General features: G+C 44.0%; 36 protein-coding genes and 1 tRNA gene. 10 read left to right on the top strand and 27 right to left on the bottom strand.

Annotation, left to right across the window (positions count from 1 at the left end; all coding sequences use genetic code 11):
* Window positions 1-152: 152 nt before the first annotated feature.
* The gene (locus tag MHN32_RS06720) at window positions 153-665 is read right to left on the bottom strand and encodes an FxsA family protein (RefSeq protein WP_239421279.1); all 513 of its coding nucleotides are present in this window, start codon (window positions 663-665) and stop codon (window positions 153-155) included.
* 129 nt (window positions 666-794) lie between these two features.
* On the opposite strand from MHN32_RS06720, the gene cutA reads away from it, so the two are divergent.
* From cutA to MHN32_RS06690, 6 genes are all read left to right on the top strand, one after another.
* Complete coding sequence (gene cutA / locus MHN32_RS06715) at window positions 795-1,115, top strand: divalent-cation tolerance protein CutA (RefSeq protein ID WP_174170579.1); 321 nt, start codon at window positions 795-797, stop codon at window positions 1,113-1,115.
* The gene (locus MHN32_RS06710; protein WP_239421277.1) at window positions 1,115-2,941 is read left to right on the top strand and encodes a protein-disulfide reductase DsbD; all 1,827 of its coding nucleotides are present in this window, start codon (window positions 1,115-1,117) and stop codon (window positions 2,939-2,941) included. The genes cutA and MHN32_RS06710 overlap by 1 nt, the downstream gene beginning before the upstream one ends.
* Window positions 2,942-3,135: 194 nt before the next feature.
* Window positions 3,136-3,597 carry a type II 3-dehydroquinate dehydratase gene (gene aroQ, locus MHN32_RS06705; RefSeq protein WP_010368763.1) on the top strand — a complete coding sequence of 154 codons (462 nt, stop codon included), beginning with the start codon at window positions 3,136-3,138 and terminating at the stop codon, window positions 3,595-3,597.
* A gap of 19 nt (window positions 3,598-3,616) precedes the next feature.
* On the top strand, window positions 3,617-4,090 hold the full coding sequence (gene accB / locus MHN32_RS06700; RefSeq protein WP_174170576.1) for an acetyl-CoA carboxylase biotin carboxyl carrier protein: 474 nt from the start codon (window positions 3,617-3,619) through the stop codon (window positions 4,088-4,090).
* Window positions 4,091-4,110: 20 nt separating this feature from the next.
* On the top strand, window positions 4,111-5,457 hold the full coding sequence (gene accC / locus MHN32_RS06695) for an acetyl-CoA carboxylase biotin carboxylase subunit (protein ID WP_045987969.1): 1,347 nt from the start codon (window positions 4,111-4,113) through the stop codon (window positions 5,455-5,457).
* A 466-nt stretch (window positions 5,458-5,923) separates the two neighbouring features.
* A tRNA-Ile gene (locus tag MHN32_RS06690) sits at window positions 5,924-6,000 on the top strand.
* Between the two features lie 161 nt (window positions 6,001-6,161).
* Here MHN32_RS06690 and MHN32_RS06685 read toward each other — a convergent pair.
* The 3 genes from MHN32_RS06685 to MHN32_RS06680 are packed head-to-tail and all read right to left on the bottom strand — an operon-like array spanning window position 6,162 to window position 7,126.
* Window positions 6,162-6,764, bottom strand: coding sequence for a hypothetical protein (locus MHN32_RS06685; protein ID WP_239421275.1), 603 nt, complete (start codon window positions 6,762-6,764; stop codon window positions 6,162-6,164).
* A 7-nt stretch (window positions 6,765-6,771) separates the two neighbouring features.
* Window positions 6,772-6,903 carry a hypothetical protein gene (locus tag MHN32_RS23715; RefSeq protein ID WP_275440265.1) on the bottom strand — a complete coding sequence of 44 codons (132 nt, stop codon included), beginning with the start codon at window positions 6,901-6,903 and terminating at the stop codon, window positions 6,772-6,774.
* Window positions 6,884-7,126 (bottom strand): helix-turn-helix transcriptional regulator, encoded by a 243-nt coding sequence (locus MHN32_RS06680; RefSeq protein WP_239421347.1) that lies wholly within the window; start codon window positions 7,124-7,126, stop codon window positions 6,884-6,886. Before MHN32_RS06680 ends, MHN32_RS23715 begins: the two co-directional genes overlap by 20 nt.
* Before the next feature lie 186 nt (window positions 7,127-7,312).
* Between MHN32_RS06680 and MHN32_RS06675 the strand changes: the two genes are divergently transcribed.
* Entirely contained in the window at window positions 7,313-7,456 is a 144-nt protein-coding gene (locus MHN32_RS06675) for a hypothetical protein (RefSeq protein WP_239421274.1), read from the top strand.
* Between the two features lie 232 nt (window positions 7,457-7,688).
* Here the strand turns inward: MHN32_RS06675 and MHN32_RS06670 are convergent, their stop codons facing one another.
* The 13 genes from MHN32_RS06670 to MHN32_RS06610 all read right to left on the bottom strand — a co-directional run bounded on the left by MHN32_RS06670 (window position 7,689) and on the right by MHN32_RS06610 (window position 13,641).
* Window positions 7,689-7,874 carry a hypothetical protein gene (locus MHN32_RS06670; protein WP_237117305.1) on the bottom strand — a complete coding sequence of 62 codons (186 nt, stop codon included), beginning with the start codon at window positions 7,872-7,874 and terminating at the stop codon, window positions 7,689-7,691.
* On the bottom strand, window positions 7,849-8,280 hold the full coding sequence (locus MHN32_RS06665; protein WP_239421273.1) for a hypothetical protein: 432 nt from the start codon (window positions 8,278-8,280) through the stop codon (window positions 7,849-7,851). The genes MHN32_RS06670 and MHN32_RS06665 overlap by 26 nt, the downstream gene beginning before the upstream one ends.
* A gap of 93 nt (window positions 8,281-8,373) precedes the next feature.
* Complete coding sequence (locus tag MHN32_RS06660) at window positions 8,374-8,841, bottom strand: hypothetical protein (RefSeq protein ID WP_239421272.1); 468 nt, start codon at window positions 8,839-8,841, stop codon at window positions 8,374-8,376.
* Window positions 8,842-8,850: 9 nt separating this feature from the next.
* A complete protein-coding gene (locus MHN32_RS06655) occupies window positions 8,851-9,021 on the bottom strand; it encodes a hypothetical protein (RefSeq protein ID WP_239421271.1) in 171 nt (56 codons plus the stop codon).
* A gap of 9 nt (window positions 9,022-9,030) precedes the next feature.
* The gene (locus MHN32_RS06650) at window positions 9,031-9,798 is read right to left on the bottom strand and encodes a hypothetical protein (RefSeq protein WP_239421270.1); all 768 of its coding nucleotides are present in this window, start codon (window positions 9,796-9,798) and stop codon (window positions 9,031-9,033) included.
* Complete coding sequence (locus MHN32_RS06645) at window positions 9,795-10,118, bottom strand: hypothetical protein (RefSeq protein ID WP_239421269.1); 324 nt, start codon at window positions 10,116-10,118, stop codon at window positions 9,795-9,797. The genes MHN32_RS06650 and MHN32_RS06645 overlap by 4 nt, the downstream gene beginning before the upstream one ends.
* Window positions 10,115-10,711, bottom strand: coding sequence for a hypothetical protein (locus tag MHN32_RS06640; protein WP_239421268.1), 597 nt, complete (start codon window positions 10,709-10,711; stop codon window positions 10,115-10,117). The genes MHN32_RS06645 and MHN32_RS06640 overlap by 4 nt, the downstream gene beginning before the upstream one ends.
* 2 nt (window positions 10,712-10,713) lie before the next feature.
* Window positions 10,714-11,790, bottom strand: a complete 1,077-nt coding sequence (locus tag MHN32_RS06635) for a hypothetical protein (protein WP_239421267.1) — start codon at window positions 11,788-11,790, stop codon at window positions 10,714-10,716.
* On the bottom strand, window positions 11,780-12,172 hold the full coding sequence (locus tag MHN32_RS06630; protein WP_239421266.1) for a hypothetical protein: 393 nt from the start codon (window positions 12,170-12,172) through the stop codon (window positions 11,780-11,782). The genes MHN32_RS06635 and MHN32_RS06630 overlap by 11 nt, the downstream gene beginning before the upstream one ends.
* Entirely contained in the window at window positions 12,141-12,344 is a 204-nt protein-coding gene (locus tag MHN32_RS06625; protein WP_069019859.1) for a hypothetical protein, read from the bottom strand. Before MHN32_RS06625 ends, MHN32_RS06630 begins: the two co-directional genes overlap by 32 nt.
* Window positions 12,344-12,490: a hypothetical protein gene (locus MHN32_RS06620; RefSeq protein ID WP_157782808.1), complete on the bottom strand. Its 147-nt coding sequence runs from the start codon at window positions 12,488-12,490 to the stop codon at window positions 12,344-12,346. The genes MHN32_RS06625 and MHN32_RS06620 overlap by 1 nt, the downstream gene beginning before the upstream one ends.
* 3 nt (window positions 12,491-12,493) lie before the next feature.
* Window positions 12,494-12,799, bottom strand: a complete 306-nt coding sequence (locus MHN32_RS06615; RefSeq protein ID WP_138583327.1) for a hypothetical protein — start codon at window positions 12,797-12,799, stop codon at window positions 12,494-12,496.
* Complete coding sequence (locus MHN32_RS06610) at window positions 12,799-13,641, bottom strand: major capsid protein P2 (RefSeq protein ID WP_239421265.1); 843 nt, start codon at window positions 13,639-13,641, stop codon at window positions 12,799-12,801. Before MHN32_RS06610 ends, MHN32_RS06615 begins: the two co-directional genes overlap by 1 nt.
* 357 nt (window positions 13,642-13,998) lie before the next feature.
* On the opposite strand from MHN32_RS06610, the gene MHN32_RS06605 reads away from it, so the two are divergent.
* Entirely contained in the window at window positions 13,999-14,565 is a 567-nt protein-coding gene (locus tag MHN32_RS06605) for a hypothetical protein (protein WP_239421264.1), read from the top strand.
* Here MHN32_RS06605 and MHN32_RS06600 read toward each other — a convergent pair.
* The 10 genes from MHN32_RS06600 to MHN32_RS06555 are packed head-to-tail and all read right to left on the bottom strand — an operon-like array spanning window position 14,562 to window position 19,922.
* A complete protein-coding gene (locus tag MHN32_RS06600; protein WP_010606454.1) occupies window positions 14,562-15,236 on the bottom strand; it encodes a hypothetical protein in 675 nt (224 codons plus the stop codon). The two genes, MHN32_RS06605 and MHN32_RS06600, sit on opposite strands and share 4 nt — an antisense overlap.
* Window positions 15,223-15,777: a hypothetical protein gene (locus MHN32_RS06595; RefSeq protein ID WP_239421263.1), complete on the bottom strand. Its 555-nt coding sequence runs from the start codon at window positions 15,775-15,777 to the stop codon at window positions 15,223-15,225. The genes MHN32_RS06600 and MHN32_RS06595 overlap by 14 nt, the downstream gene beginning before the upstream one ends.
* A gap of 25 nt (window positions 15,778-15,802) precedes the next feature.
* Window positions 15,803-16,369 (bottom strand): hypothetical protein, encoded by a 567-nt coding sequence (locus MHN32_RS06590; RefSeq protein ID WP_239421262.1) that lies wholly within the window; start codon window positions 16,367-16,369, stop codon window positions 15,803-15,805.
* Window positions 16,366-16,557, bottom strand: a complete 192-nt coding sequence (locus MHN32_RS06585) for a hypothetical protein (RefSeq protein WP_239421261.1) — start codon at window positions 16,555-16,557, stop codon at window positions 16,366-16,368. The genes MHN32_RS06590 and MHN32_RS06585 overlap by 4 nt, the downstream gene beginning before the upstream one ends.
* Window positions 16,532-16,708 (bottom strand): hypothetical protein, encoded by a 177-nt coding sequence (locus tag MHN32_RS06580; RefSeq protein WP_239421260.1) that lies wholly within the window; start codon window positions 16,706-16,708, stop codon window positions 16,532-16,534. The genes MHN32_RS06585 and MHN32_RS06580 overlap by 26 nt, the downstream gene beginning before the upstream one ends.
* 20 nt (window positions 16,709-16,728) lie before the next feature.
* Window positions 16,729-18,849: a hypothetical protein gene (locus tag MHN32_RS06575; protein WP_239421259.1), complete on the bottom strand. Its 2,121-nt coding sequence runs from the start codon at window positions 18,847-18,849 to the stop codon at window positions 16,729-16,731.
* Window positions 18,846-19,241, bottom strand: a complete 396-nt coding sequence (locus tag MHN32_RS06570) for a hypothetical protein (protein ID WP_237117287.1) — start codon at window positions 19,239-19,241, stop codon at window positions 18,846-18,848. The genes MHN32_RS06575 and MHN32_RS06570 overlap by 4 nt, the downstream gene beginning before the upstream one ends.
* Window positions 19,238-19,441 carry a hypothetical protein gene (locus MHN32_RS06565; RefSeq protein WP_239421255.1) on the bottom strand — a complete coding sequence of 68 codons (204 nt, stop codon included), beginning with the start codon at window positions 19,439-19,441 and terminating at the stop codon, window positions 19,238-19,240. Before MHN32_RS06565 ends, MHN32_RS06570 begins: the two co-directional genes overlap by 4 nt.
* Entirely contained in the window at window positions 19,438-19,674 is a 237-nt protein-coding gene (locus MHN32_RS06560; RefSeq protein ID WP_239421253.1) for a hypothetical protein, read from the bottom strand. The genes MHN32_RS06565 and MHN32_RS06560 overlap by 4 nt, the downstream gene beginning before the upstream one ends.
* Window positions 19,675-19,676: 2 nt before the next feature.
* Window positions 19,677-19,922, bottom strand: a complete 246-nt coding sequence (locus MHN32_RS06555) for a hypothetical protein (protein ID WP_239421251.1) — start codon at window positions 19,920-19,922, stop codon at window positions 19,677-19,679.
* Window positions 19,923-20,098: 176 nt separating this feature from the next.
* On the opposite strand from MHN32_RS06555, the gene MHN32_RS06550 reads away from it, so the two are divergent.
* Window positions 20,099-20,680, top strand: a complete 582-nt coding sequence (locus MHN32_RS06550) for a helix-turn-helix domain containing protein (protein WP_239421249.1) — start codon at window positions 20,099-20,101, stop codon at window positions 20,678-20,680.
* Window positions 20,673-21,857 carry a site-specific integrase gene (locus tag MHN32_RS06545; RefSeq protein ID WP_239421247.1) on the top strand — a complete coding sequence of 395 codons (1,185 nt, stop codon included), beginning with the start codon at window positions 20,673-20,675 and terminating at the stop codon, window positions 21,855-21,857. Before MHN32_RS06550 ends, MHN32_RS06545 begins: the two co-directional genes overlap by 8 nt.
* Window positions 21,858-21,936 lie beyond the last annotated feature (79 nt).

Below are 21,936 nucleotides of genomic sequence, written 5' to 3'. Positions count from 1 at the left end.
ATAGTTCTCCTAACAGTTTCTGAACAATGACAGAAATAATGCTTTTTTAAGGCGCTGTTACATCCACAGACTGTGGTTAACACACGCAATTTTAATTGCTTTCATTTATGGGGATGGGCAAATTAAAACCCAAGAGAAAAAACCAAAAAAATTTAGTCTTTTCTTTCGTATTCACCTTCAATCGTTGTTGAAGAATTTCTACCCAATTGATTTTTAAATGGATCTCTAATCTCTTCCTGCTGATCCGCACGCTCGTCGCGTGATTGATTAGCAAACGGTGACTGACCTGAATGCATGCCTGTTTGCACTCTTACGGTGGCATGGGCTAAAAGCGACTGCGCCAGCTTTTTTCTAACGGCTGGGGTTAACAGTAAAAAACCTAATACATCGGTCATGATCCCAGGCGTCATCAATAGCACACCGGCAATGATCACACACAAACCGGTAAATAAATCTTGTGCAGGCAATTGCCCACGAGACATCTGTTGCTGTACGTTGACATAAGCGCCAAGACCCTGCTGTTTAACCAGTCTTGCCCCTAAAATGGCGGTACCAATTACAAGCGCAATGGTAGCAAAACCGCCTATCACCTCGCTGACTTGGATCAGCAAAGCAATTTCAATAATCGGAATAGCGATAAATAAAATAAATAAGAATCTAAACATACTTTCTCCAAATCTACGAAAGATAAATATGGGTGCTAAGGTCTTAATTCAAGCGATACAAGTAAGACGCTTTAGAAAAGAGGAGCTATCCGCTAAGATGCCATTACTAACCCTAAAATGGAAATGGCAATGGGCGTAAGATATAAACTCGTCTTATCTACATGCGATTCAGTTGCAGAAGCGCGTAAGATTGCAACGCAACTTGTAACGCAAAAACTTGCAGCTTGTGTGAACCTAATCCCGGCAGTGGAATCTATTTATGTTTGGGAAGGTCAGGTTGAACATGCACAAGAAACCAAGCTGTTAATCAAGACAAAATCCGAAAAACTAGAGCAAGTGATGGCCGCTATTCGCGACTTACACAGTTATGATGTCCCAGAAGTTCAAGTTGTGGACGTCACCAGCGGCAACTTAGCTTATTTCAAATGGATGGACGAGGTATTATTGTAATGCGACTCTTAGTAGTTCTTTTCTCATTGCTGATGTGGTTTCCCGCGCAAGCAAACAATGCGGTGCTAGACAGCTTACTGGCTCCTAAACAACAGACTTTTTTACCAGTAAAAGAAGCATTCAAGTTCGATTTTGACCAGCAAGGCAACACCTTGTTTGTAGGTTGGGACATCGCCGACGGCTATTACTTATATAAGAAGAATCTTCAAATTATCGCCAAACAAGCCGACATCCAAGTGCCACAGCTTGAAAAAGGGGAGATGATTGAAGATGAGTTTTTTGGTCGCACTGAAGTCTACTTTAATAACTTATCCGTTATCTCTAAGCTCAGTAATATCGAGCAAGGTGCAATCGTAAAAATACGCTATCAGGGCTGCGCCGAAGCTGGACTTTGCTACCCGCCAGAAATTGTAGAAGTGCCGTTAAGCACGATTGCAGGAGAAAAGCCAAAGACCACGCCAACCAAAGCTCCTGAAACAAAAGCACCTGAGACAAAAGCAGAAGCTCAAAGCGAAAGCGCGCCTGTGGATGACGATAATTTGTCTTTCACTGAGCAGTTAATGCAGCGCAGCTTACTTGCGAATATTTTGACGTTCTTTGGCCTTGGTATTGGCCTTGCGTTTACCCCTTGTGTATTCCCGATGTTCCCAATTTTGTCGAGCCTCATCGCCGGTCAACAAGGCCTTTCGACTAAAAAAGCCTTCAGTCTATCTTTTGTTTATGTGCAAGGTATGGCGGTCACTTACGCTGCGCTTGGGTTAGTCGTTGCGTATTTCGGTGGCCAAATTCAAGGCTACTTGCAGCATCCAGCGGTACTTATCAGCTTTAGTATATTGTTCGTCGCACTCGCGCTATCTATGTTTGGAGTTTACGAAATTCGCTTGCCTAGCGGCATGATGGATAAACTCACTCAGCTCAGTAACAAGCAAAAAGGCGGCAATTACTGGGGCGTATTCATTATGGGTGTACTATCTGGACTTATTGCATCGCCCTGCACCACGGCTCCACTTTCTGGCGCGCTATTATTTGTCGCGCAAAGTGGTGATTATGTGGTGGGCGCGGTAACACTATATGCACTTAGCTTGGGCATGGGCCTACCGCTATTACTGCTAGGTACCTCAGGTGGAAAATTACTACCAAAAGCAGGAGGCTGGATGGATCAGGTCAAAACGCTATTTGGTTTTGTGATGCTCTTCGTACCGCTTATCCTTTTAGAGCGCATACTCGATGCGACAGTGATTATCTCACTTGCCGGTGGCCTCGCCGTAGCGACAGCACTCTACTTGCATTATTGGCAAAGCCAATTACAGGCAAGCAAAGGTAAAACCACATTGTGGGGCTTTGCGATCACCCTGTTTATTGTTGGCTTATACGCATTAAAAACAAGCTTGTTTCCTGCACCTACAGCTGTTGTAAGTACTGCATCGACTCAAGCAGAGGCCGTTACCGGAGAGCAGAAGTTTAAGCTACTACCTGACTTAGCCGCGCTTAAAGTCGCCGTTACTGAGGCCAATGCCAAGGGCAAAGTGCCTATCGTTGATTTATACGCAGAGTGGTGTGTTGCGTGTAAAGAGTTTGAAAAATACACTTTCCCGAAACCTGAAGTACAAGCACAGTTCAAAGATTATGAGCTATTAAAGCTCGACTTGACCAAAGCCAATGACAACACCCAAGAGATCATGGAAGCATTTACGGTGTTTGGTTTACCGACTATTTTAATCTTTGATAGCCAAGGTAATGAGATGCCAGCACACCGCATCACAGGCTTCTTAGATGCAAAAGACTTTGCTGCCCACCTAGAAAAGGCCAAGCAGGACGCAAAGTAACCATTTTAGGGGCAAGCTTGTTTGCCCCTCTCTCTTCTGATTAGACCAGTATTTTGCTGCTATTTACCTCGAACTCTCTATAATACTCCACGAAATGGAGAAATATTTGCTATTTGCTGGAATTCGGCTTAAGTTAACAAGCCATACAGTCTAAATTTTTGGCTAATGCTTTAGTTAAAGGAAGTTCGCGTAATATGTCTGCAAAATTAAAGATTTTATTAGTAAACGGCCCTAATTTAAATATGCTAGGTCGCCGTGAGCCGCACAAGTACGGCACGCAGACTCTCAACGAAATTGTTGACGCATTAACTGAATATGCAGAAGCACAGCAAGTCAGCTTGTCACACATTCAAAGTAATAGTGAAGCGCAGCTAATTGAGGCTATTCACGCTCAATATGAACAATGCGATGCGATTATCATTAATCCTGCCGCATTTACCCATACGAGCATTGCCCTTCGAGACGCTTTACTCAGTGTGGACATCCCTTTTTATGAAGTACACATCACCAATGTGTACGCCAGAGAGCCATTTCGTCACAAGTCTTATTTTTCTGATGTGGCGGAAGGCGTGATATGTGGATTAGGCGCGTTGGGCTATCGTGCTGCATTTGATGCAGCGTTAGCGCAATTGCGAAAACAAAATAACTCAAATTAACTAACAGGCGGGTCATTGTATGGATATTCGCAAGATCAAAAAACTTATCGAGCTAGTAGAAGAATCAGGTATTGCAGAGCTAGAAATCACTGAAGGTGAAGAGTCAGTACGTATCAATCGCCACAGCAGTGCACCAGTTTATGCACAACCTCAACAATACATGGCAGCTCCAGCGGCACCTGCACCAGCAGCACCAGCGGCACCAGCGGCGGCTCCTGCAGCAGTAGAAGCAGCACCAGCAGAAAGCAGCGCACCAGCAGGTCACCAAGTTAAGTCTCCTATGGTTGGTACTTTCTACACCGCTTCTTCTCCAACAGCAGCGGCATACGTTGAAGTAGGTTCAAAAGTAAATGTTGGCGACACACTTTGCATCGTTGAAGCCATGAAGATGATGAACCAGATCGAATCAGACAAAGCTGGTGTAGTGAAAGCAATCCTAGTTGAAAACGGTGAGCCAGTAGAATTCGACCAACCGCTATTCATCATCGAATAATTACGCAGAAGGTCAACGTTATGTTAGATAAAGTAGTCATTGCAAACCGAGGTGAAATTGCACTTCGCGTATTGCGTGCCTGCAAGGAGCTAGGTATTAAGACGGTTGCTGTGCACTCAACAGCTGACCGCGACCTAAAACACGTTCTTCTTGCAGATGAAACCATTTGTATCGGAAAACCTGCGGCAAGCGAAAGCTACCTTGATATTCCTCGTATTATCGCGGCAGCAGAAGTCACAGACGCGGTTGCTATTCACCCAGGTTACGGTTTCCTTTCTGAAAATGCCGACTTTGCTGACCAAGTTGAGCAAAGTGGCTTTATCTTTATCGGTCCAAAGGGCGACACTATTCGCCTAATGGGTGATAAAGTATCAGCAATTGAAGCGATGAGAAAAGCAGGCGTACCTTGCGTGCCAGGTTCTGATGGTCCATTGACAGATGACAACGACCGCAATACGCAGATCGCTAAGCGTATCGGCTACCCAGTTATCATCAAAGCGGCTGGCGGCGGCGGTGGTCGTGGTATGCGTGTCGTTCGCAACGAAAAAGAACTTGCAAACTCTATCGCCTTAACACAACAAGAAGCGAAGCAGTTCTTCGGTAACGGTATGGTTTACATGGAAAAATTCCTAGAAAACCCACGCCATATCGAAGTTCAAGTACTCGCTGACGGTCAAGGCAATGCAATCCACCTAGGTGAGCGCGACTGTTCAATGCAGCGTCGTCACCAAAAAGTAGTGGAAGAAGCACCTGCACCAGGGATCACAGCAGAAATGCGTAAATACATTGGTGATCGCTGTACTCGTGCATGTATCGAGATTGGTTATCGCGGTGCAGGTACGTTTGAATTCTTATACGAAAACGGCGAGTTCTACTTCATTGAAATGAACACTCGTATTCAGGTTGAGCACCCAGTAACAGAAATGGTCACTGGCGTAGACTTAATCAAAGAGCAACTTAAGATTGCTGCTGGTCAACCGCTTTCTATCACACAAGAAGACGTGGTGATCCGTGGTCACGCAATCGAGTGCCGTATTAACGCAGAAGACCCAGAGAGCTTTATCCCTTCACCGGGTAAAATTACACGCTTCCACCCAGCAGGTGGCCTTGGGATCCGTTGGGACAGCCATATTTACGCTGATTACACGGTACCGCCACATTACGACTCGATGATCGGTAAGTTAATCACTTATGGTGAGAACCGTGATGTTGCGATCGCTCGTGCTAAAAACGCACTAAATGAGCTAGTAATTGACGGGATTAAAACCAATACCCCGCTTCACAAGAAGATCTTGTCAGACGAGAACTTCCAAAACGGTGGCACAAATATCCACTACCTAGAGAAAAAACTAGGCATGCACCAATAACCTAATTCGTTCTCCTAAAAGAGGCCGGCCAATTGCCGGCTTCTTTTATCTCTGCCCTACTTCCAGCGAACGTTACTGCTTGCTCATCTTGTGTTTACAACAAAAATCCAACCCGAATGCTAAGTAACTCTATTTTTTACACTGTAAAACCAGACTAATACTTACCTCGCCATTTTAATGATCCGCACAGCTCAACACCCTAACCACTACAACATTGGCTTATTATTGAGCAATCAATCCATTCGCCCCGACTTTTTCACGTTTTAATAGTGACAAGCCTGTTAAAAATTTTTATACTGCCTGCGCTTTCAGTGATTTACCTTTAAATCACTACAGCAAATAGCCCTATAGCTCAGTTGGGCGAATCAAGACCGAAGCAGCGCTTCGCAGCTTGATGAGGTGGAGGCAGGACGCCGACAGGATATTGCTTCATGGATGAATTTAATGAGCACTTACAATACAAAATGGCCCTATAGCTCAGTTGGTTAGAGCGCACGACTCATAATCGTTAGGTCCCTGGTTCGAGTCCAGGTGGGGCCACCATTTTTAAGATTAAAAACAATAACTTATAAATCAAACTTAAGCCAAGCACGTTAAATCCCCTTAGTGTCAATCAAGTGTCAAACCCCTTAAAGTGTCAATTTAGTGTCAAGTAGACACAAAAAAACCGCATATAAATATGCGGCTTCTTATAGATACTCAAGCTATGCAACTTTCAGTTCTTTATGCCGTGGCTCTTTGATTAACATGAAGATTGAAAACAGCTGTATTGCTATTACAACGCGCTTCATTGTGGGATAACTGTAATAGATCCAATCCCAGCTCCAAAACTGTTTTGCAAAATCTTCGCTAATTCCTAGGTGCTCTAGGTTGCGTATAAAGTTCTCCCCAAGCGCCAATAGATTTATACCGATGAAAAGTACATATACACTTATCAATAAAATTTCAGACGGCGTCATGTATATCTCAGCCTTTCTATCAGGGAGTATTGTCCTTGAAATTGCAGGTCTCAACATCATAGTAATCAGCGCTATAAGATCGAAAACTAAGTAAGTTGAATAAATAATTGTATTTTTCCATACATTTAGCATGTCACCTGAAGGGACTAGCACCTGAGAAGCTTGAATCATCGTTTCAACAGAAATGATAAAAAGCAGAATGAGAGCTAAATGCAACCCATTTACACTAGACCTATTTGAAATAATTGCGACTATCACTGCCGCCAGCAAAATAGCTTCTGTATAAGCTGATGCATCTATATAAATCAACAAACAAGCAGAAAAGGCTAAAAGTACAAAGTTAATCATAAAACTCCTAACTGGTTCCCTGTTTCTTTGGGGGAGCATAGGTAGTGCCGCTTGCACGCTCTAATTTAGGCCCATCGCCGTTACGATCACCGCTACCGCCAGTAATTTTTTCTAGTAATTTAGCTTCTATTAATTTCATTGTGTTTCCTTTTTCCATTGATGTTAGTTTTGGATTTATTACCACGTAACTGTGAGAATATCGAGCTAAAGTCGATGCAGTGATATGTGCATAAGGAAATAAACTGGTTAATTTTCGGCTGAGTTATGTCATTTTCCCAATTTTCATACGTTTGTCGAGTTACTCCCAACGCATCAGCTACTTGTTTAGTAGTTTTGCGTCTTGCAACACGTATACGGCGCAAATCATCACCTGTTATATTGTTAAATACATTGAGCAAAGACTTTTCCTTAGCCGTCAGTTAATAATTGAGAAAATAGAAACACCGCGCAATATTAACAAACAAAACACATATTCACATTTATTTTGCAAAAAAAATTTGTCATCAACTGAGGTAACATCCTTGTATCAATCACATGGAGTTACAATAGTGAGTCAAAACAACCAATTAATTCATGAACTCTCTACAGCTGCAATAGAATTACTTCTTAGAAGTGGAGAAAGTGACGCAGATTATACAGTAGCGATAGACTTTTTATTACGAGAAATCCAATCACTCACCGCTAAAGAATAAAGTTTATCGAATAAGAAAAGCCCATCAACTCTCAATGCTGATGGGTTTTTTATTTGCTAAAAATTCTTAATAACGGGGGTTCAAATCCCCCCAGCTCCACCAAATAGCGACACTAAAACCCCATCAAAACACTGTTTTTGATGGGGTTTTTGTTTATTTATGGTTTGGGAATTGGTTCAATATGGGGTAGATCTGGGCTTGGAATGTCCCCAGTGTGCCCCCGAAATCGTATTCACTTTCCGAGTTTTATGCGCAACTCTTTGAGTTCATTCTGTAGGGCTTCGAGCCATTCTTTTAGGCTCTCTTGCTGTGTTTTTAGGTGAGTAATACTTTGCTTGTTTGTCACTATAACCGTTGTGACCATAACGGCCTGTGCAAGCAGAAAAGCAAAGTCACGTAGGTTTAGTGACATTTCCATTGTCAGCCCCTTTCCTTTTAAAGTTATGAATAAATTCAGGCACTACATTTTTAAGCGATGCGATACCCCACACCCCTCCATTAATGGCAACCCATGTTTGCACTAGCCAGCTGGGAACAGATTCTAAGTTAGTAAAAATCTGGTTTCCGTGAGTTGGGCTGATCACCGTTATCAGTATTGGTGAGGTGAACATGAAATAGCTGATAAAGCGTAGAATTTTGTCTTTATCTTGCAATGATGCCATTTCCCACTCATGGTTGTAGTCTTTCGTGCTTTGTGCAAGTCGGGCTTGGTTATTGATAATAGCCAAGTCTCGTTGATGTGCGGCTTGCTGCTTTTCGCCGCGATTTTTGAGCCATTGTGTGATCGGGCTGAAAATAACCCCAAGCCAGCTAAATTTACTCATCGTCCAAAATCCCTTTGGTTCGCTTTTTAATCTGGTAAACCACGAACGCGCCAAGTACCGCGCCCGTGATTGTTGTGATTAACCATTTTCCATTCATGCCAATACAATCCCTTGTTTTGCCTGTTCAATGGTAAACGCGCCTTTTGCACCTTCCATGTTGGCCATGTGTAACATGAGTTCTGCATAGCGCTCGAGTGGTACGGTATCGCTCCAGAAATTCGTGATTGTTGGTTGTAAGTCCATCTTTTCGCGAATGTAGTTGATATAACCCTCTGTGTGGTTTTCGTTATCTGGCGCCCATCTGCTGACAATACCCTCAATGGTGTCTAAACCGTGGTGGTTTCGGTATGTCATCAGGGTGCGATAGGCCGCCCGAAAGCCGTACTCAGGAGAGATGAATTTCACAAACCCACCGCTATGCCCTACTTTCCCCTCCCAATCCGTTCCATTTTCACGGATATTGAGTGGGTTATTGTTCCGAACGTTTAAGTTTGGTCGTTCCATTAAGAATATCCCTATTGCTACTACTGCAAATCCTATTGCGATTAGATGCTTAGGCATGGTCTATGCCTAAGCGGGTTTTGGGTAACGCTGTTTGATTTCAGCAACCTTGTCACGCCATGCCTGTTCCGCTTCTGGCGTTTGGTCATATTGCCATGCCATATATAATGCATCTGACTCAGCTCGATATGCGTGTTCACGCTGCTCTAAAACGACTCCTAGTTCACTAATTATTTCCATGACCCCCCCTTATTTTGCTATTTTCGGATACAGAGTAACTTCATCAATCGAAAAGTGTGCACCGCCACCAAATTCAATGATGTTTTGAGGCATTTCACCATCTGCATACCCAACATTTTTAAATCGTACATACAGACGCTTATAGCTATGTTTATCAGCAATATTGATAATATCCACAGGGATTGTTAATGGCGTAACTCCCCATGTGCCAAATATGTTCAGAGATATGTTTTTCTCTGCGATAACAGCATCAATCTCTTGGCTTGTTGCATTGTCATTAGCCATGATGAACTGCATAAATGTTCGGGATTTATCTTCTAGATAGTCAGGGTAACCACCTGACGCAGAATAACAACGTCGAGTCTTAACATAAGCTAACGCTCCAGCATGGATCCCACTCATCTCTCCTAATGTGCCAAGAGGAACTGGTACCCAATCACTGATGGTCTGATTTTCCGCATTTGCTACGATATTCAAGCTACTTTTTCCGTGAATAGCTCCATCGTAGTATGCGTGCACAGAAAAGGTCTGAGCGATTTGATCTTGTAAAAGCGCATCCACTGCCGCACGTCGACTGGCAACAGCTGTATCATGCTGCTGCATCTGCGCATTGTGTGCTTGTGCAAATTCCGCCTGTTGTGCATCATGCTCGCTCTTGAACTCAACTTGTTGCGCTTGGTGTTCTTGCGCCATGCGCGAGATTGCGCCGCCGCGAATGTCGTCTAGTAATTGATTGCCGGTGCTGACTAAATCAGCCATGTTTTGCAAATCACTCATACATCATCATCCTTAATTTGTTCGTTAATCTGTTCTAGTCGAACGGTTGAGAGTTCGACTAGTGTTTCCGTTGCTGCATTCAGATCAGCGCCTAGTGTTAGGTTTTGTGCTGCGTTTTGGCTCACAATATTGGTCAGTACATTGTTATCACGCCACGTTTGCAGCTCGCGGGTGAGTAATCCAGTTACCGCCGTTGCGAGTGCCGTTTGCGAATTGGCAATACCGTGCATGAGTGTCACCGCATCGGTTTGCGCGGGGTCAATCTGCATGAGTATTTGTGCCAGCACATCGGTATTCATTGGCTCAACTAAGTAGCTCATTGCAACACCTCTACTATGCTAAGTTTGGCCTGACTATCACCTGTGTTATAGGCATAAATTTCAGCGCCATTAGTGAGTGCAAGCGTGCCGCCTTTAACAACTGGCAAGCCGTTGGTTGCCCCGCAATCACTACCGCCAACACGAACGGTTTCATTGTGTACGCTGATATTTTTGATTATCAGCTCATGGCGTAACTCATTGGCTACCACCAATCGCTTGCGGCTATGGGGTTCGATAATGATGTCATCCAATGAATTAAACCGAGTGGCCGACACATTGACCGCACGCACGTTTAATGTGTCCAGCACTCGGGCAATGGTCAGTGCATTCGTGATTTTGACGTTGTTAGACGCCGTTGAAGTGATCCGAAGATTTGCCACTTCATATTCTATGTGCAGCAACTCGTCACTTTCATTGATGAATGTGACCGTGGAAATGTCTTCTAAATCATATTGACGACCAACCGCGCCCACTACGTCCGTAAATTCATTACACTCAATTGCAAAGGTGTCTGACGCATTGATAATGGATAACCAACGCGCCGCGGTACTTACCGAACGAGCCGAGTTAGCTGCTACGGTTATTTTTGCCATCGTTACTTCTTCCCTGCTATCAGTGCCACTGCAACAACGGCAACCGTTAAGCCCAGCGCGACTGAGATATACTTAATCATGCTGCTAGCCGATTGCGCGACTAAATCCTGCCCCTGCAACGATGTGCTTTTTGCCAGTGCAGCGACCTTATCCAGCGCTAATGTGTTTGCTTTCATATTCTCGCTGGCACTGGTAGCCAAGAACTGAGTCACATCTGACTGCGTACCACTCAAGTGCGCCAAATTAGATTGATGCGCCTCACTCAAATCCTTAGACATGTTTTCAATCAAGCTGCTGTTACTGCCCAGTACACTTTCAGCAAGACCGTTTATCGCGCCTAGATTTTCCGTGTGAGAATCCGCCAGCCCCAACACCAAGTCGTTGTTTCCAGCTAGTACTTTATCTGTCAGCTCAGTGACAGCATTTAATCCTGACGTCACCGCATCCAGACTTTGCGAATAACCATCATTGAGTGACGTTGCAATGCCCTCAATGCTTTCTAGCCCACCTGTAAACGAGTTACCTAATGTTTTGGCAATCCCATCACTGAACCCCGTTGCGACTGACAGACTATCCCCTGCCATTTCGCGCATCATTTCCAGTGTGTTTTCAGTCGAGTCACTGAGCGCGTCACTATACACATCAGCTAAATCGGCATTTAGTCCCGCCATGCTGCTAATTGCATTTCTAGCAACTGCCGAGTTTGCATCTAGTGACCTATCAACCGTTTCTAATGCCGTTTCGACCGTATCAAAAGCACCTAAGCTAATCTCTTTCGCTGCTTCAATTGCCCCACCATCCAACATGTTGATAATGCCGCGGTTACCAGCAAAATCTCCATCATTGTTAATTGAGTTATCCGTATTAAACGAGTCACTCCACTCTTGCTCTAGTGAGTTATCAATTTCGAAATCATATGCATAGTCTTGACGCACTGAGTTGTCTATGTCGTAGTCATTACGTATGTCCGTACGACTTGCATCAACATTGCTCGCCCCTGCAAACTGACCATCGTTGACGACACTGGTAGAGGTTTGATGGGTCGCAGTGCTTTGACTACTTTTGGATTTACCGCCCATTTAACACCAACCTATAAACGTATTCGTCATGAAAAATCCCTCTTCGTTTTTCAACCAGCTGTGCTGGTAAATTGGCAAATCCGTGCCGAATGTATTCAGGGTTACGTGTATGCCACCGCATTGAGCCGCATTGCTGCTGTTGCGCATAGCGAATAAGCGATGGTACTGCATCTAAAAGGTTGCGCCCCGCGACTGCGACTATCACCAACTCTTGCGCTTCCCTGCGCGTCACCACGTACAATTGCCCTATTTGGTGAAGTTGCGATTTTCCTTGTCGTATCTCGCGTTTAATTGTCCCTTTCGCATTAAAAAGCGCGGGGCGCAGAACACGTAAAACCGAATCAGTTAGCTCAACGCTTTGCACGGCCAAATACCAGTACAAGCGCCACACCAACGGCCGCAAAAATTGCCCACTGTGGGATGCCTTTGTTGTAGGTCATGCCGCCAAATCGGGTGTGATTGTTATAAACAGTGTCACCGTTCCCCGACTTAGCATGACCGCCATTGATCGGCATTTGCCCCGTATTGGTAAAGTTTTGTGGCAGGGGAAGCATTAGCCTTGCCCCCATAACAAAAATGCACCATAGGCCAGCCCTGCAACGGTGGCGATTTTAACCACGGAGCGCATCAAACTGCCCATTGAGCTACCCACGATTAAACCACCAATCCCTGTTACAAGCGGCCAAACAAATACAGGCATAAACTATTTCCTTAGTAGTAAGACCAATATAATTGCCGCACCAATACCACCAAAAATCATGGTGTTTTGGCTAAACGGCATTTGTACGCTTGGTTGCGCGACCACAGTCGAACCATCCTTATTTCGACCTTTGACTGGCTCAGCTCGCTTCAACACCTCAGGGTCTTTCGCGGCTTCTTGCTCGTATGCTGTACGACCAATCCCAAGTAACTCGTCAATTTTGCCTAGGTGTGGATCAACATACTCGTTATACCAGCCTGATACGCTCTCAAATCCGTCTGATAGGAACTCAGGCAAAAAATTAGACATTACGCCCCCTTAGGAACGGGAAACGGCTTTACTTGATCAAAACCTTGAACATAGGTTTTAATCGCGCCGTTGCTGTCCACTTCAAATTCAAAGTTAAGGCCGAGTGTTGGCATTGCGTTGGCAGAGCCAAAACGAAATAGTGTGAAATCCAACAGCAAGAAACCCGGTTGTGGCTTCACACCTTTGTAGCGCTGCAACTGATAGTCGATGTCGTCACGGGTTAGCGTTTCAACGGTTCGGCCACCACGCTTAACACGGACTTTGGTGATTTTGACTTCTGACTCATCAAACACCATTTTTTGCACCCAGCGATTAGGACCCGTGTTTGGCATTGTCCAAGAGTGCTCACCCGCAGCCGCAGCATGTTGCGTTAATTCGTATCGTGTTGGTTTAAAGATACGGCCTAGCTGGTTTGTGTCCGTCACAAACGCCTTACCCATAATCACGGGTGACGTAGGGTCGTTTGCGCCTTTCGTGCCGACTTCAATTTTTAGGGTGACGTCATCCGTTAGCAACGTAACCAACTCAGTCATAAAGATACCGCCATGTGTACGGTACTCGTGTTGGCTAAAGTCCAATACAAAACGTCCTGTTTGTTTGAACTTTTCATACATAGTGTCTAGCAAATCCAACATTTTGTTAGTCACTTGCACGATAGGCGTACCGCCAATATCCAGCGTGATTTTTTTAATGGTCTCAACGTGCTTTAGGTTGGTTTCTAATTCAATCGAATGATAGGTTAAACCCGCCTGAAGCTTGATTGTCCACTCTTCACTGTAGTTGCTGCCCGTTGGCGATGGCAACTGCAATACCGACGGTCTAAAATGCTTAATTACACTCATGATGAATTACCCAATTACGTCTTCGACTGCATCAACGTTGTTTGATGCCCATACCACTGCCGCCGCGATAACCGCCGCAATACCAGCAGTAATCAAGTGTCCTTTCATCGCTTTATTCATTTGGTTCATGTCCCTTTGGTTGTTGCTTTCCTGATAGAAGTTTTACAAGTACAAACGCCACAACCGCAGAGCCCGTACTTACAGCTAGATATATTTGATTCATTGGTTAAGTGTTCTCTCGTTGTGGTGAATGTGCTTTTTAACGTAGAGAAGCGTTTCGGTTAGCGTCAATGGGGAGTTGGCAGGGGTAACCTATTAGGTTAAATTGACCAAAATAAATTTCCAATAAGGCGCTTTATGGATAAAAAAGGTTCGACAAACGAAAGGATTTTTTTGCTCACTGCATTACTTACACCCATTGCTCTATACATTTTCAACTTTGGCTTTGGCCTTTGGTCGACTCACGATAATTGGGCAAAGATGGGAAGCGCTCTAGGTGGTATTTACTCAGCTATATTTGCTTTTTTAGCATATCGGCTCTTAGCTACTCAAAAGGAATTGCTACACAATCAAGTTGAAACTCAACACAATCAATTCGTAGTATCTCGAACATTGGATAGTGTTAACAATGCTCTGCAAGCTATTGCCCGATACATCGAAGAAAATCCAAATATACTTAGGGAAATAAACAGTATTGGAGCCAAACAATTTGACGGCTTTTTAAAGGCTCATCAGGTTTTATTTTTCAACTTCAATACAATTCAAAGCGGATTGATAGGGCTGAGAAGCGGGTATATTGGAACATCATATGAAGTATACATATATCAAATTGAAAATGAATCTTCAGCAATATTGGGAAGGAATGAATATCTAAAGCTCGTTCAAATGTTCAATCAAGTCGTATACTTAAAAAAGCCGCTCTAAGCGGCTTTTTTTCTGAAACTCAACTTCCCTTTTTTATAGTTCCCTCGACCAGGAGACTTAAAGTAATATTCAAGCGGGATAAGTGCATCAATATCACTCAGCGGCACGCCTGTCTCTTTAGCCATACGGTTTGCATCTGCATCAGACTCTTGATAACCAACCCATTTGAATTGCGATTGTGAGAGCGTTGTTTTACTCATTTCAACCACTCGCTGACCTACTGAATGGATCACAAATCCAAACTTGCGCCCTACGCTTAATAGCCAACCATACGCGCCAACTTCTTTACCCACAGACTCCGTGACTTGTGGAACTTCCTCGCAGACTACGTGCAAACGCTTTTTATGCTTGCCGTTACCAAAGCCTTTCACAATTTCGCAAAATTTTAAAAAGTTCTTGCGGGACTCCGGCACTGTAAGTGCGATTTTAAACCCTTGGTTTGTTTTCCTGCCAGCGAGCAAGGCATTGAAGAACTTAGTAAATGAGCGATAGCGCCTGACTTTACGCCCTTTAAACTCATCGTAATCTTCATGAGGATCCCAAAACACAATCTGGTCTGTCGCCTTTGTGGTATGCAGCATTTTAACGGCACTGGTTTTGCCAGAACCTGTACCGCCCACGTACAGACAATTTTCAGCGTTTAGCGCATTATTCGCATTAATTGGCTGCATGTGCTGCTTCCTCCGTAGGTTCAGCCTCCGCATTCGCTTGAGCATCGGCCATTTTTAGCGCTTTAATTTGTTTGGTAGCATTAAAAGAGAATGAGCCAAAGAACATGGCGGCCATGATCTCATCTTTGTAGCTACCAAACATATCCAATGCCGCTGGCGCATACTTTTGAATGATTGGTTTCAGCCGCTTGGCACCTTGTTTTTTCTTACCGTCTGCAATACTAAAGCGCTCATGCCCATGGTCTTGAAGTAACGACTCAAGCATATCCATTGCATCAGCGGCAGTAGCTTCTGCACCCTCATCACTGATCACTGCATCTTTTACTTGTGTGAGCGCGGCTTGTTGCATTTCTTCAGGCATTGCACCAATGGCGGACATTGGGTCAAAGTCGAGTTCCTGCTCTGCATCAAACTCTTTTAACTCTGCGGCCATTGCAGCCGCAGAATATTCGTTGATCTGCTCTGTTTGGATTGGCTCGTTTTGCTCTAGTACCGCATCGTTGTTGGTTTCTGTCGATTCTGTAGTGGTTACATCAGTCATTGTCTGTCCTTTAAGAAAATATTAGTTATCTTGCAAGTGCGAGTAAGCAACCCACAACACCGCCACCTATCGCGCTTAACACGAGTTTTAGGGGTTTAATTGGGTCGTTAGCTGCTTTTTGAGGTGTGTTATTTATTGGTTGTGGTTTAGGTTCAGGCGCTAATTGCTCAACAACCTCGGCAACCACGTTTGATGGGGTTGCTGTCGGTTGTTCGGTAACAGCTACCTGTTCAGTCATTTCATCCAACTTCTCAACTAATTGGTTTTGGTCTAATACCGCATCGCTATTGGTTTCTGGCTCAATCTCAGTCACGGTATTTTCGGTTAATTTAACCGACACAGGCTCCCCCTCAGCGGCTAACAATGCTTCAATGTTTGGCTGCATATTTGCTCGGATTTTCTCTTGATACGGCTCACGAGCACCTTGGTCTGTACCGCACTCGTCACACAATAAATAGCGTAAGTGCGCCTTTCGGCCTTTTGGTTGGTGAACGGTTGCAATGCTACCGCAATGGTGACGAAATACGCCTAAGACAGGGTTTTTGCTACCTCTGAGCGGCACAGTGCCGCCGTTTAGTGGTACGGTCTTCATGATTTTAATTCCTCTACTTGTTTTTCAAGCTGGGCAACTTTGTCAATCAAACCGCCTATTACGCCAAACGATAAATTAACCGCCTTGTCGGCCAGCTCTAACTTTTCTTTCATGTCCCAAGCGCCAAGAGAATCCGCTCTCTTCTTTAGTGCAATGCACTGCTTAAAATTCTCTATCACTTGCTTCATAGTGCTCCTCCGAAAATCCGTAGTTATAAATAAGTTTTTGGCGCTCAAATAACGTGATCCAAAGCACCTTAAATTTAGTGCTTTGCACGTGGTAAGGAATATCGCTTAACCACTCTTGATGCCTTTTTACTTTCACTTCAATGCTTATCATTTAATCGCCTTTTCATACTTTTACTCCCCCGTCACCAGTGACATAGCGTGATACTCTTCGTTGTTAGGGCTTACCCTCTCAAACCTTGAATACCAAGCCATAACACTCTCAATCGACTCATCAATCACTTGCTGCGCTTTAACAAGCAAGTTAGTCACTGTATTTTCTTCTTGCCTTTGCTCTTTGCGGTGTTGCTGGTCGTCATCTAACCCAAACACAGTGCGCAAGCGCCAACCACGAACGCCAATCGCCCAGTTAATGAAGTCTAAAAATTTTGAGTCGTTGGAGAACTTCGCAACACCACCACGGGCAAAGTTGCCATTTAGGTCAGTTGCCATTGACTGCACTTTTTCAGTCATTGCAGCAATTTGGGATTCCAGCTTTTTGAGTAGCTGATCACGCTTTTCGGTTGGGTCTTTCTTGTTGACGGCTTTCATCTTTTCAGCAAAGCCAATTGTTGATTTCAGGCGCTTTTCAGCTTTGGCCTTTCTTAGCCTCTGCTTTTCGAGCCCCTGCATATATTCCTGAATTAGCCCGTACATGTGTTGGCTTTCATGAGTGGCGCAATTCTCCCATGCTTCAGCACGGGCATACTTTGAAATATTGTAGCGGTTGCCACGTATCTCACCTTGCGAACCGTCACCGCCTTTGGTCATATAGCCAAGCGCTTTTAGTAGGTATTTAGCAGCCGCAGTCGCATTTTTAATACGCTCAATAGTGACAAACCCCTGCCCCCACTTTTCTTCAATTAATGCCGCCCACTCATGAAAATAAACAGGCTCAACGTTCCATCTCATCAACAAATGAGCGTGATAGTTCTGATGTCCGACTGACGAAACTTCGCCCCACGGATAATCACGCGTTTCATGTATTCGGGGTGGTGCTTCCGCTACCCAAATGTAATCAAAAACAGGGCGCTTGCTTGGATCTTGCTCGCATTCGATTTTGCAAATTTCCATATCATCATTCGTGATAGCACGCGCTTCACATTGCTCAATGCACTCCACAATGCCCCACGGGTAAACACGTTCATTGTTGTGCATTAGATCGGTATGTACACGGCCTTTCGCTCCAACCGACGACACTTTACCCCACGGATAAAGACGGTCAGAACGGCCAATACACTCAACTTTGCCCCAGGAGTATTTTTTGGCGGATGGTGTTTTTGATATTCTGCCCGATGCAGTCCAACCCCGTTTGTGCATTTTGCCGACGAGGTCTAAAAATGGGCTCAGCTCTTGCCCTATGGTCGAGCGCTCAAACTCCACCGCTGTATAAGCGCCGCTTGTTGTAATTTCCTCATGCAGTAAATTGCCTTCAGGCGAATAAATCGCAGCGAGCGTGGTGCCAGCCTTGCGCTTAGCAACCTTGCGATAATGGTCGTTATCCATGCGCCAGCGTGCTTTTTCGTCTAATGTGACCGTGGTAAATGCAGTAAAGCCGCCTTTAACAGCCGCCATGTAAAGGCCACTGTCGATAATTTTTCCACGCGCTCGACTGGTTAATTCTGTGGTTAACCTATCACCCGTGTTTGCGTCCGGTGCGTCACTGGTTGTCGTCATTTGCGTGCAAACGATGCGATAACCATCACACCAGTTGCGAGTTTGGAAGTGCGCACGATTATTTTGATAGTGTGGTTTGAGGATTTTCGGCTTTTTGTTTGATTTTGGATTAGCCTCACGCTCAATTTTGCCCACAACTGGCGATTCGAAGTGATTTTTTTCAACTTCGGCAACAAATTTCGGGCGAACTTCACCAGTTTCTATGTCCAGACATTCATTGGATTGGATCCCTAGCCACTCTGCGCGCTTCTCAGGGCTGAGTTTTAAAGCTGCGTCAGTGTATAAACGCTCTAATTGCTGCGCTTTGTGGTGCTGTGCGGCCTCTCTTTTGGACATTTGAGGCTTTCTTAAATCGGATGTCGGACTTTTGCACCTTATGACAAGCCTAGCTTTTTCAATCCCCTGCGGGGCTTGCGCTTCGCGATTAGATCGAGCAAATGATTCAACGTACTCCTGCCACGTTATCGAGTTTTCGATATCGGTTTCAGAGACGTCTGGAATTGAATCACGAAAAAAAGCGCCTTGCTGGGCGCTTTGGATTGCTTCATGGAGAATAGAATCTGTTACTTGGTTTTTCATTTATTCAAACGGCTACTTTCTAAAATCGGTAAGCCCGCTTCAGTTGGTAGGTAAATGATCTGATTTTCTGTCTCTTTAATATTTTCGACAAAAAGCCAGCGGACATACTGATCTGTTAAAGACTCATTGATGATACGGTTAGCCTCAGCAATGCCTTTGGCTCTTTCAATATCCGCTTCAGCCTTGAATCTGGCAGATTCAAGCTCCGCTTTTGCCTCTTCTATTTTTATGCGCTTTTCACTTTGGGCTTGTACAAGTGCAGCTTTACCAGCTGTTTCATAGCGCCATTCTTTCGTGGCGATATTGATACCCATGCCACCAATCAACAATGCAACTGTTCCACCAAAATAAATTATGGGGATCAGGCGTGTATTACTTTCAAAATCTATCATTCTTCAATTTCCTCTACATAACAGGTGTTAACTGGTGCGGCTAACCAAATACCGTCCGCGCGGCCGCTGGCGGCGCGTGCTTCTTCGTGTTGTTGGGTAACTATTTCAGCAAAGGCAAAGTCTGCCTCGTTTGGCTGGCTGCGGTTGTTTGAATACGCATGGAGTTGCGCGGTATCGTTTACAAAGTCGGTGCGAGTCATAGCCAACCCCTGTTTGCCAAAATTCGAGCATGTGCCAAACCGTGTAACTGACTATCTCCGTCAATGCGCGGTATGGCTACGTCTTGCTTTGGTTGTACTTTTGGCATTGGGTTCGAAAAGCGGGTCTTTGCTTCGTTGTAAATCTCACGAATTCTTCGAGCCTGACGCTGCCAGTGTTCGGGGTTTTCGTTTGGGTCAATTAGCTGATCCACTTCGACAATGTACTGGCTCATTTTCAACCTACCACAGCTTGAGAAGCAGCCATTTGGATGGGGCAACTATTTCGCATAGATGGTTCATAACGTGATAACCATTTATTGATATCAGATGCCAGATACATTTCCCCTATTGGGGTTTTCTTAGGTTTTGGCGAGTCTGGATCTTCATCTAGCTTTTTATTGAGTGTTGGTCTAGATACACCAGCTGCACGAATAAACTCTCTTTTACTAACTAGCGAGTCCTGTCTAATATCAAAGCTCATAGTCACTCCGTTATTGAGTAAATACCCTGTTTCTGCTTTAATGATTTATTAATCATTTGCGCTGTTTTACGCTCTTTTTCACAGCAAAAGATCGATAAATCGAATCCTAGATCGATATTTCGATTCAATCAAGCGCTTTTTTAATCATGCGTTCAGCATTTTTGGCAGGATAAATAATGGAATCTTATAAAAATCAATCCGATAGGCTAGATTTTGCATTTCAAGAAAGTAGAAAAAAAATTGACATCAATGGGACGATGACAGCCAAAGAAGCCTATAAAGCATTAGAGTTGAGCCAATCAACATTTAGTGCTTACAGAAAAGGCTCAGAACCAAGCGCCGCAGTTTTACGCAAATTAACGCAATTTACAGGCATCAATATTCACTGGTTAGTCACTGGTGAAGGAGATATTTATACCGAGAAAAGCACTCTCAAGCATATTACTGGCAATGAAACACTAGACATTGATAAAACATTATTACCAAAGCTTAATGATAAAATTGTGTTCGACCGAGCGACTAACGATGATTCAAAGGTAATGCTAAGAAGAGGTGATATTGTTGTTATTGATACTAAAAGCGAGAATCAAGAGGGCGTTTTTGTTGTTGAAATAGCCGCACACCGGGCGATAGTTAAACTGCAATTAAATAGCGATGGCGCATCAACAATATCAAACGAAAAGATATCACAACAGCTAGATAACACCGTAAATATATTAGGTGAAGTCATTTGGTCGTGTGGTAACGTCAATGGCTAGAAAACTCTTCATCAAGGACGAAAAGCGAGGTGTTTGGGTCGGTCAGTTCCCACCATCAGGCGGCTGGCAAGCTGGTAGAAAAGGTGTAAGAAGAACTCTTTGCAAACTAACAGACATAGCTCACTTAGATCAGACAAGTAAAACTCAGAGGCTCGTTGAGTTATATGAGCAAGTAAGCTGGGAAATAAAAAACAAAGCAAAGTTAGAAGAGCAAGCAATCAATGAGCAAAAGAAGCAACGAGCAGAAATGCCTTTTCTTGCAGCAGCTAATATGTGGCTCAGCGAAGTAAAGTCCCTCAAAAACTCTAGAACATACAACAGCTACAAAAGCACGATAGATTATTATAGAAAAGCTATTCCAGACCACCCTCTCAAGCAATTTGAGCGCTCCCATAACATCCGATTTTTAGAATACTTGCAAGACCAAGCGACTCACAGAGGCAAAAAGCTTGCAGCAGCTACACAAAATTACCACATGCGCCAATTGCAGATTTTTATTACGTGGGCGTATGACAATGAACTATTTCACAAACAAATTAAGCTGAAGAAGCCAGCCAAACCAAAAAAAGACATGGAAACTTACGACATTGAGCATTTAAGAATATTAAAAGCTCACATCACAAAACGCCTAGAAGATGAAGTCAGGGAGAGGGAAATATTAAACCTGCGAAATATGCAGCGTGCGTTTTATATGGCTACAAATTCACTGATGAGAATAGGGTCTATTGATGCAATGAAGTTAGAGTGGATTGATATGGAAAAACGTGTAATCCGAATTTCAAGCAACCCTGATCGTAGTTTCGTCAACAAGAAGCTCAAGCACCCCATAAAGCCAATCAATGATGAACTCTACAACTTCTTGAAACAGGATTTAAAGAGTCGAAACAAGCGAGAAGTTTACTTTTTGGATAATGGTAAAGGACAGCCTTGGTATGCAGACAGATCAGGACCTAGCAAGTACGCATCTAAAATATGCAAAGAGTGTAATTTACCTAAGCTAAAACCTTTTCACTGGGGGATGCGTGCAACCATGATTACATACTTGCTAAATAATGGAGCTAATATCAAAGACGTTCAAGAGCTTGCAGATCACGATGATATTCAAACAACAATTATGTATCACAATAGCCGTACTGTTAAACAGCGTAACGCTGTTGATGCAATACCAAAAATATAAAAGTGTCAAAATAGTGTCAAAACTGGAAAGAACAAAAATCAAGATGCTGATTTTTGTCCATTTTATTGCCGCATCACTT

This window comes from Pseudoalteromonas sp. Of11M-6 (assembly GCF_022347905.1).
In the GTDB taxonomy this organism is placed as follows: domain Bacteria; phylum Pseudomonadota; class Gammaproteobacteria; order Enterobacterales; family Alteromonadaceae; genus Pseudoalteromonas.
Note: the sequence above shows the minus strand (reverse complement) of the source record. Positions and strands in the feature narration are given on the sequence as shown.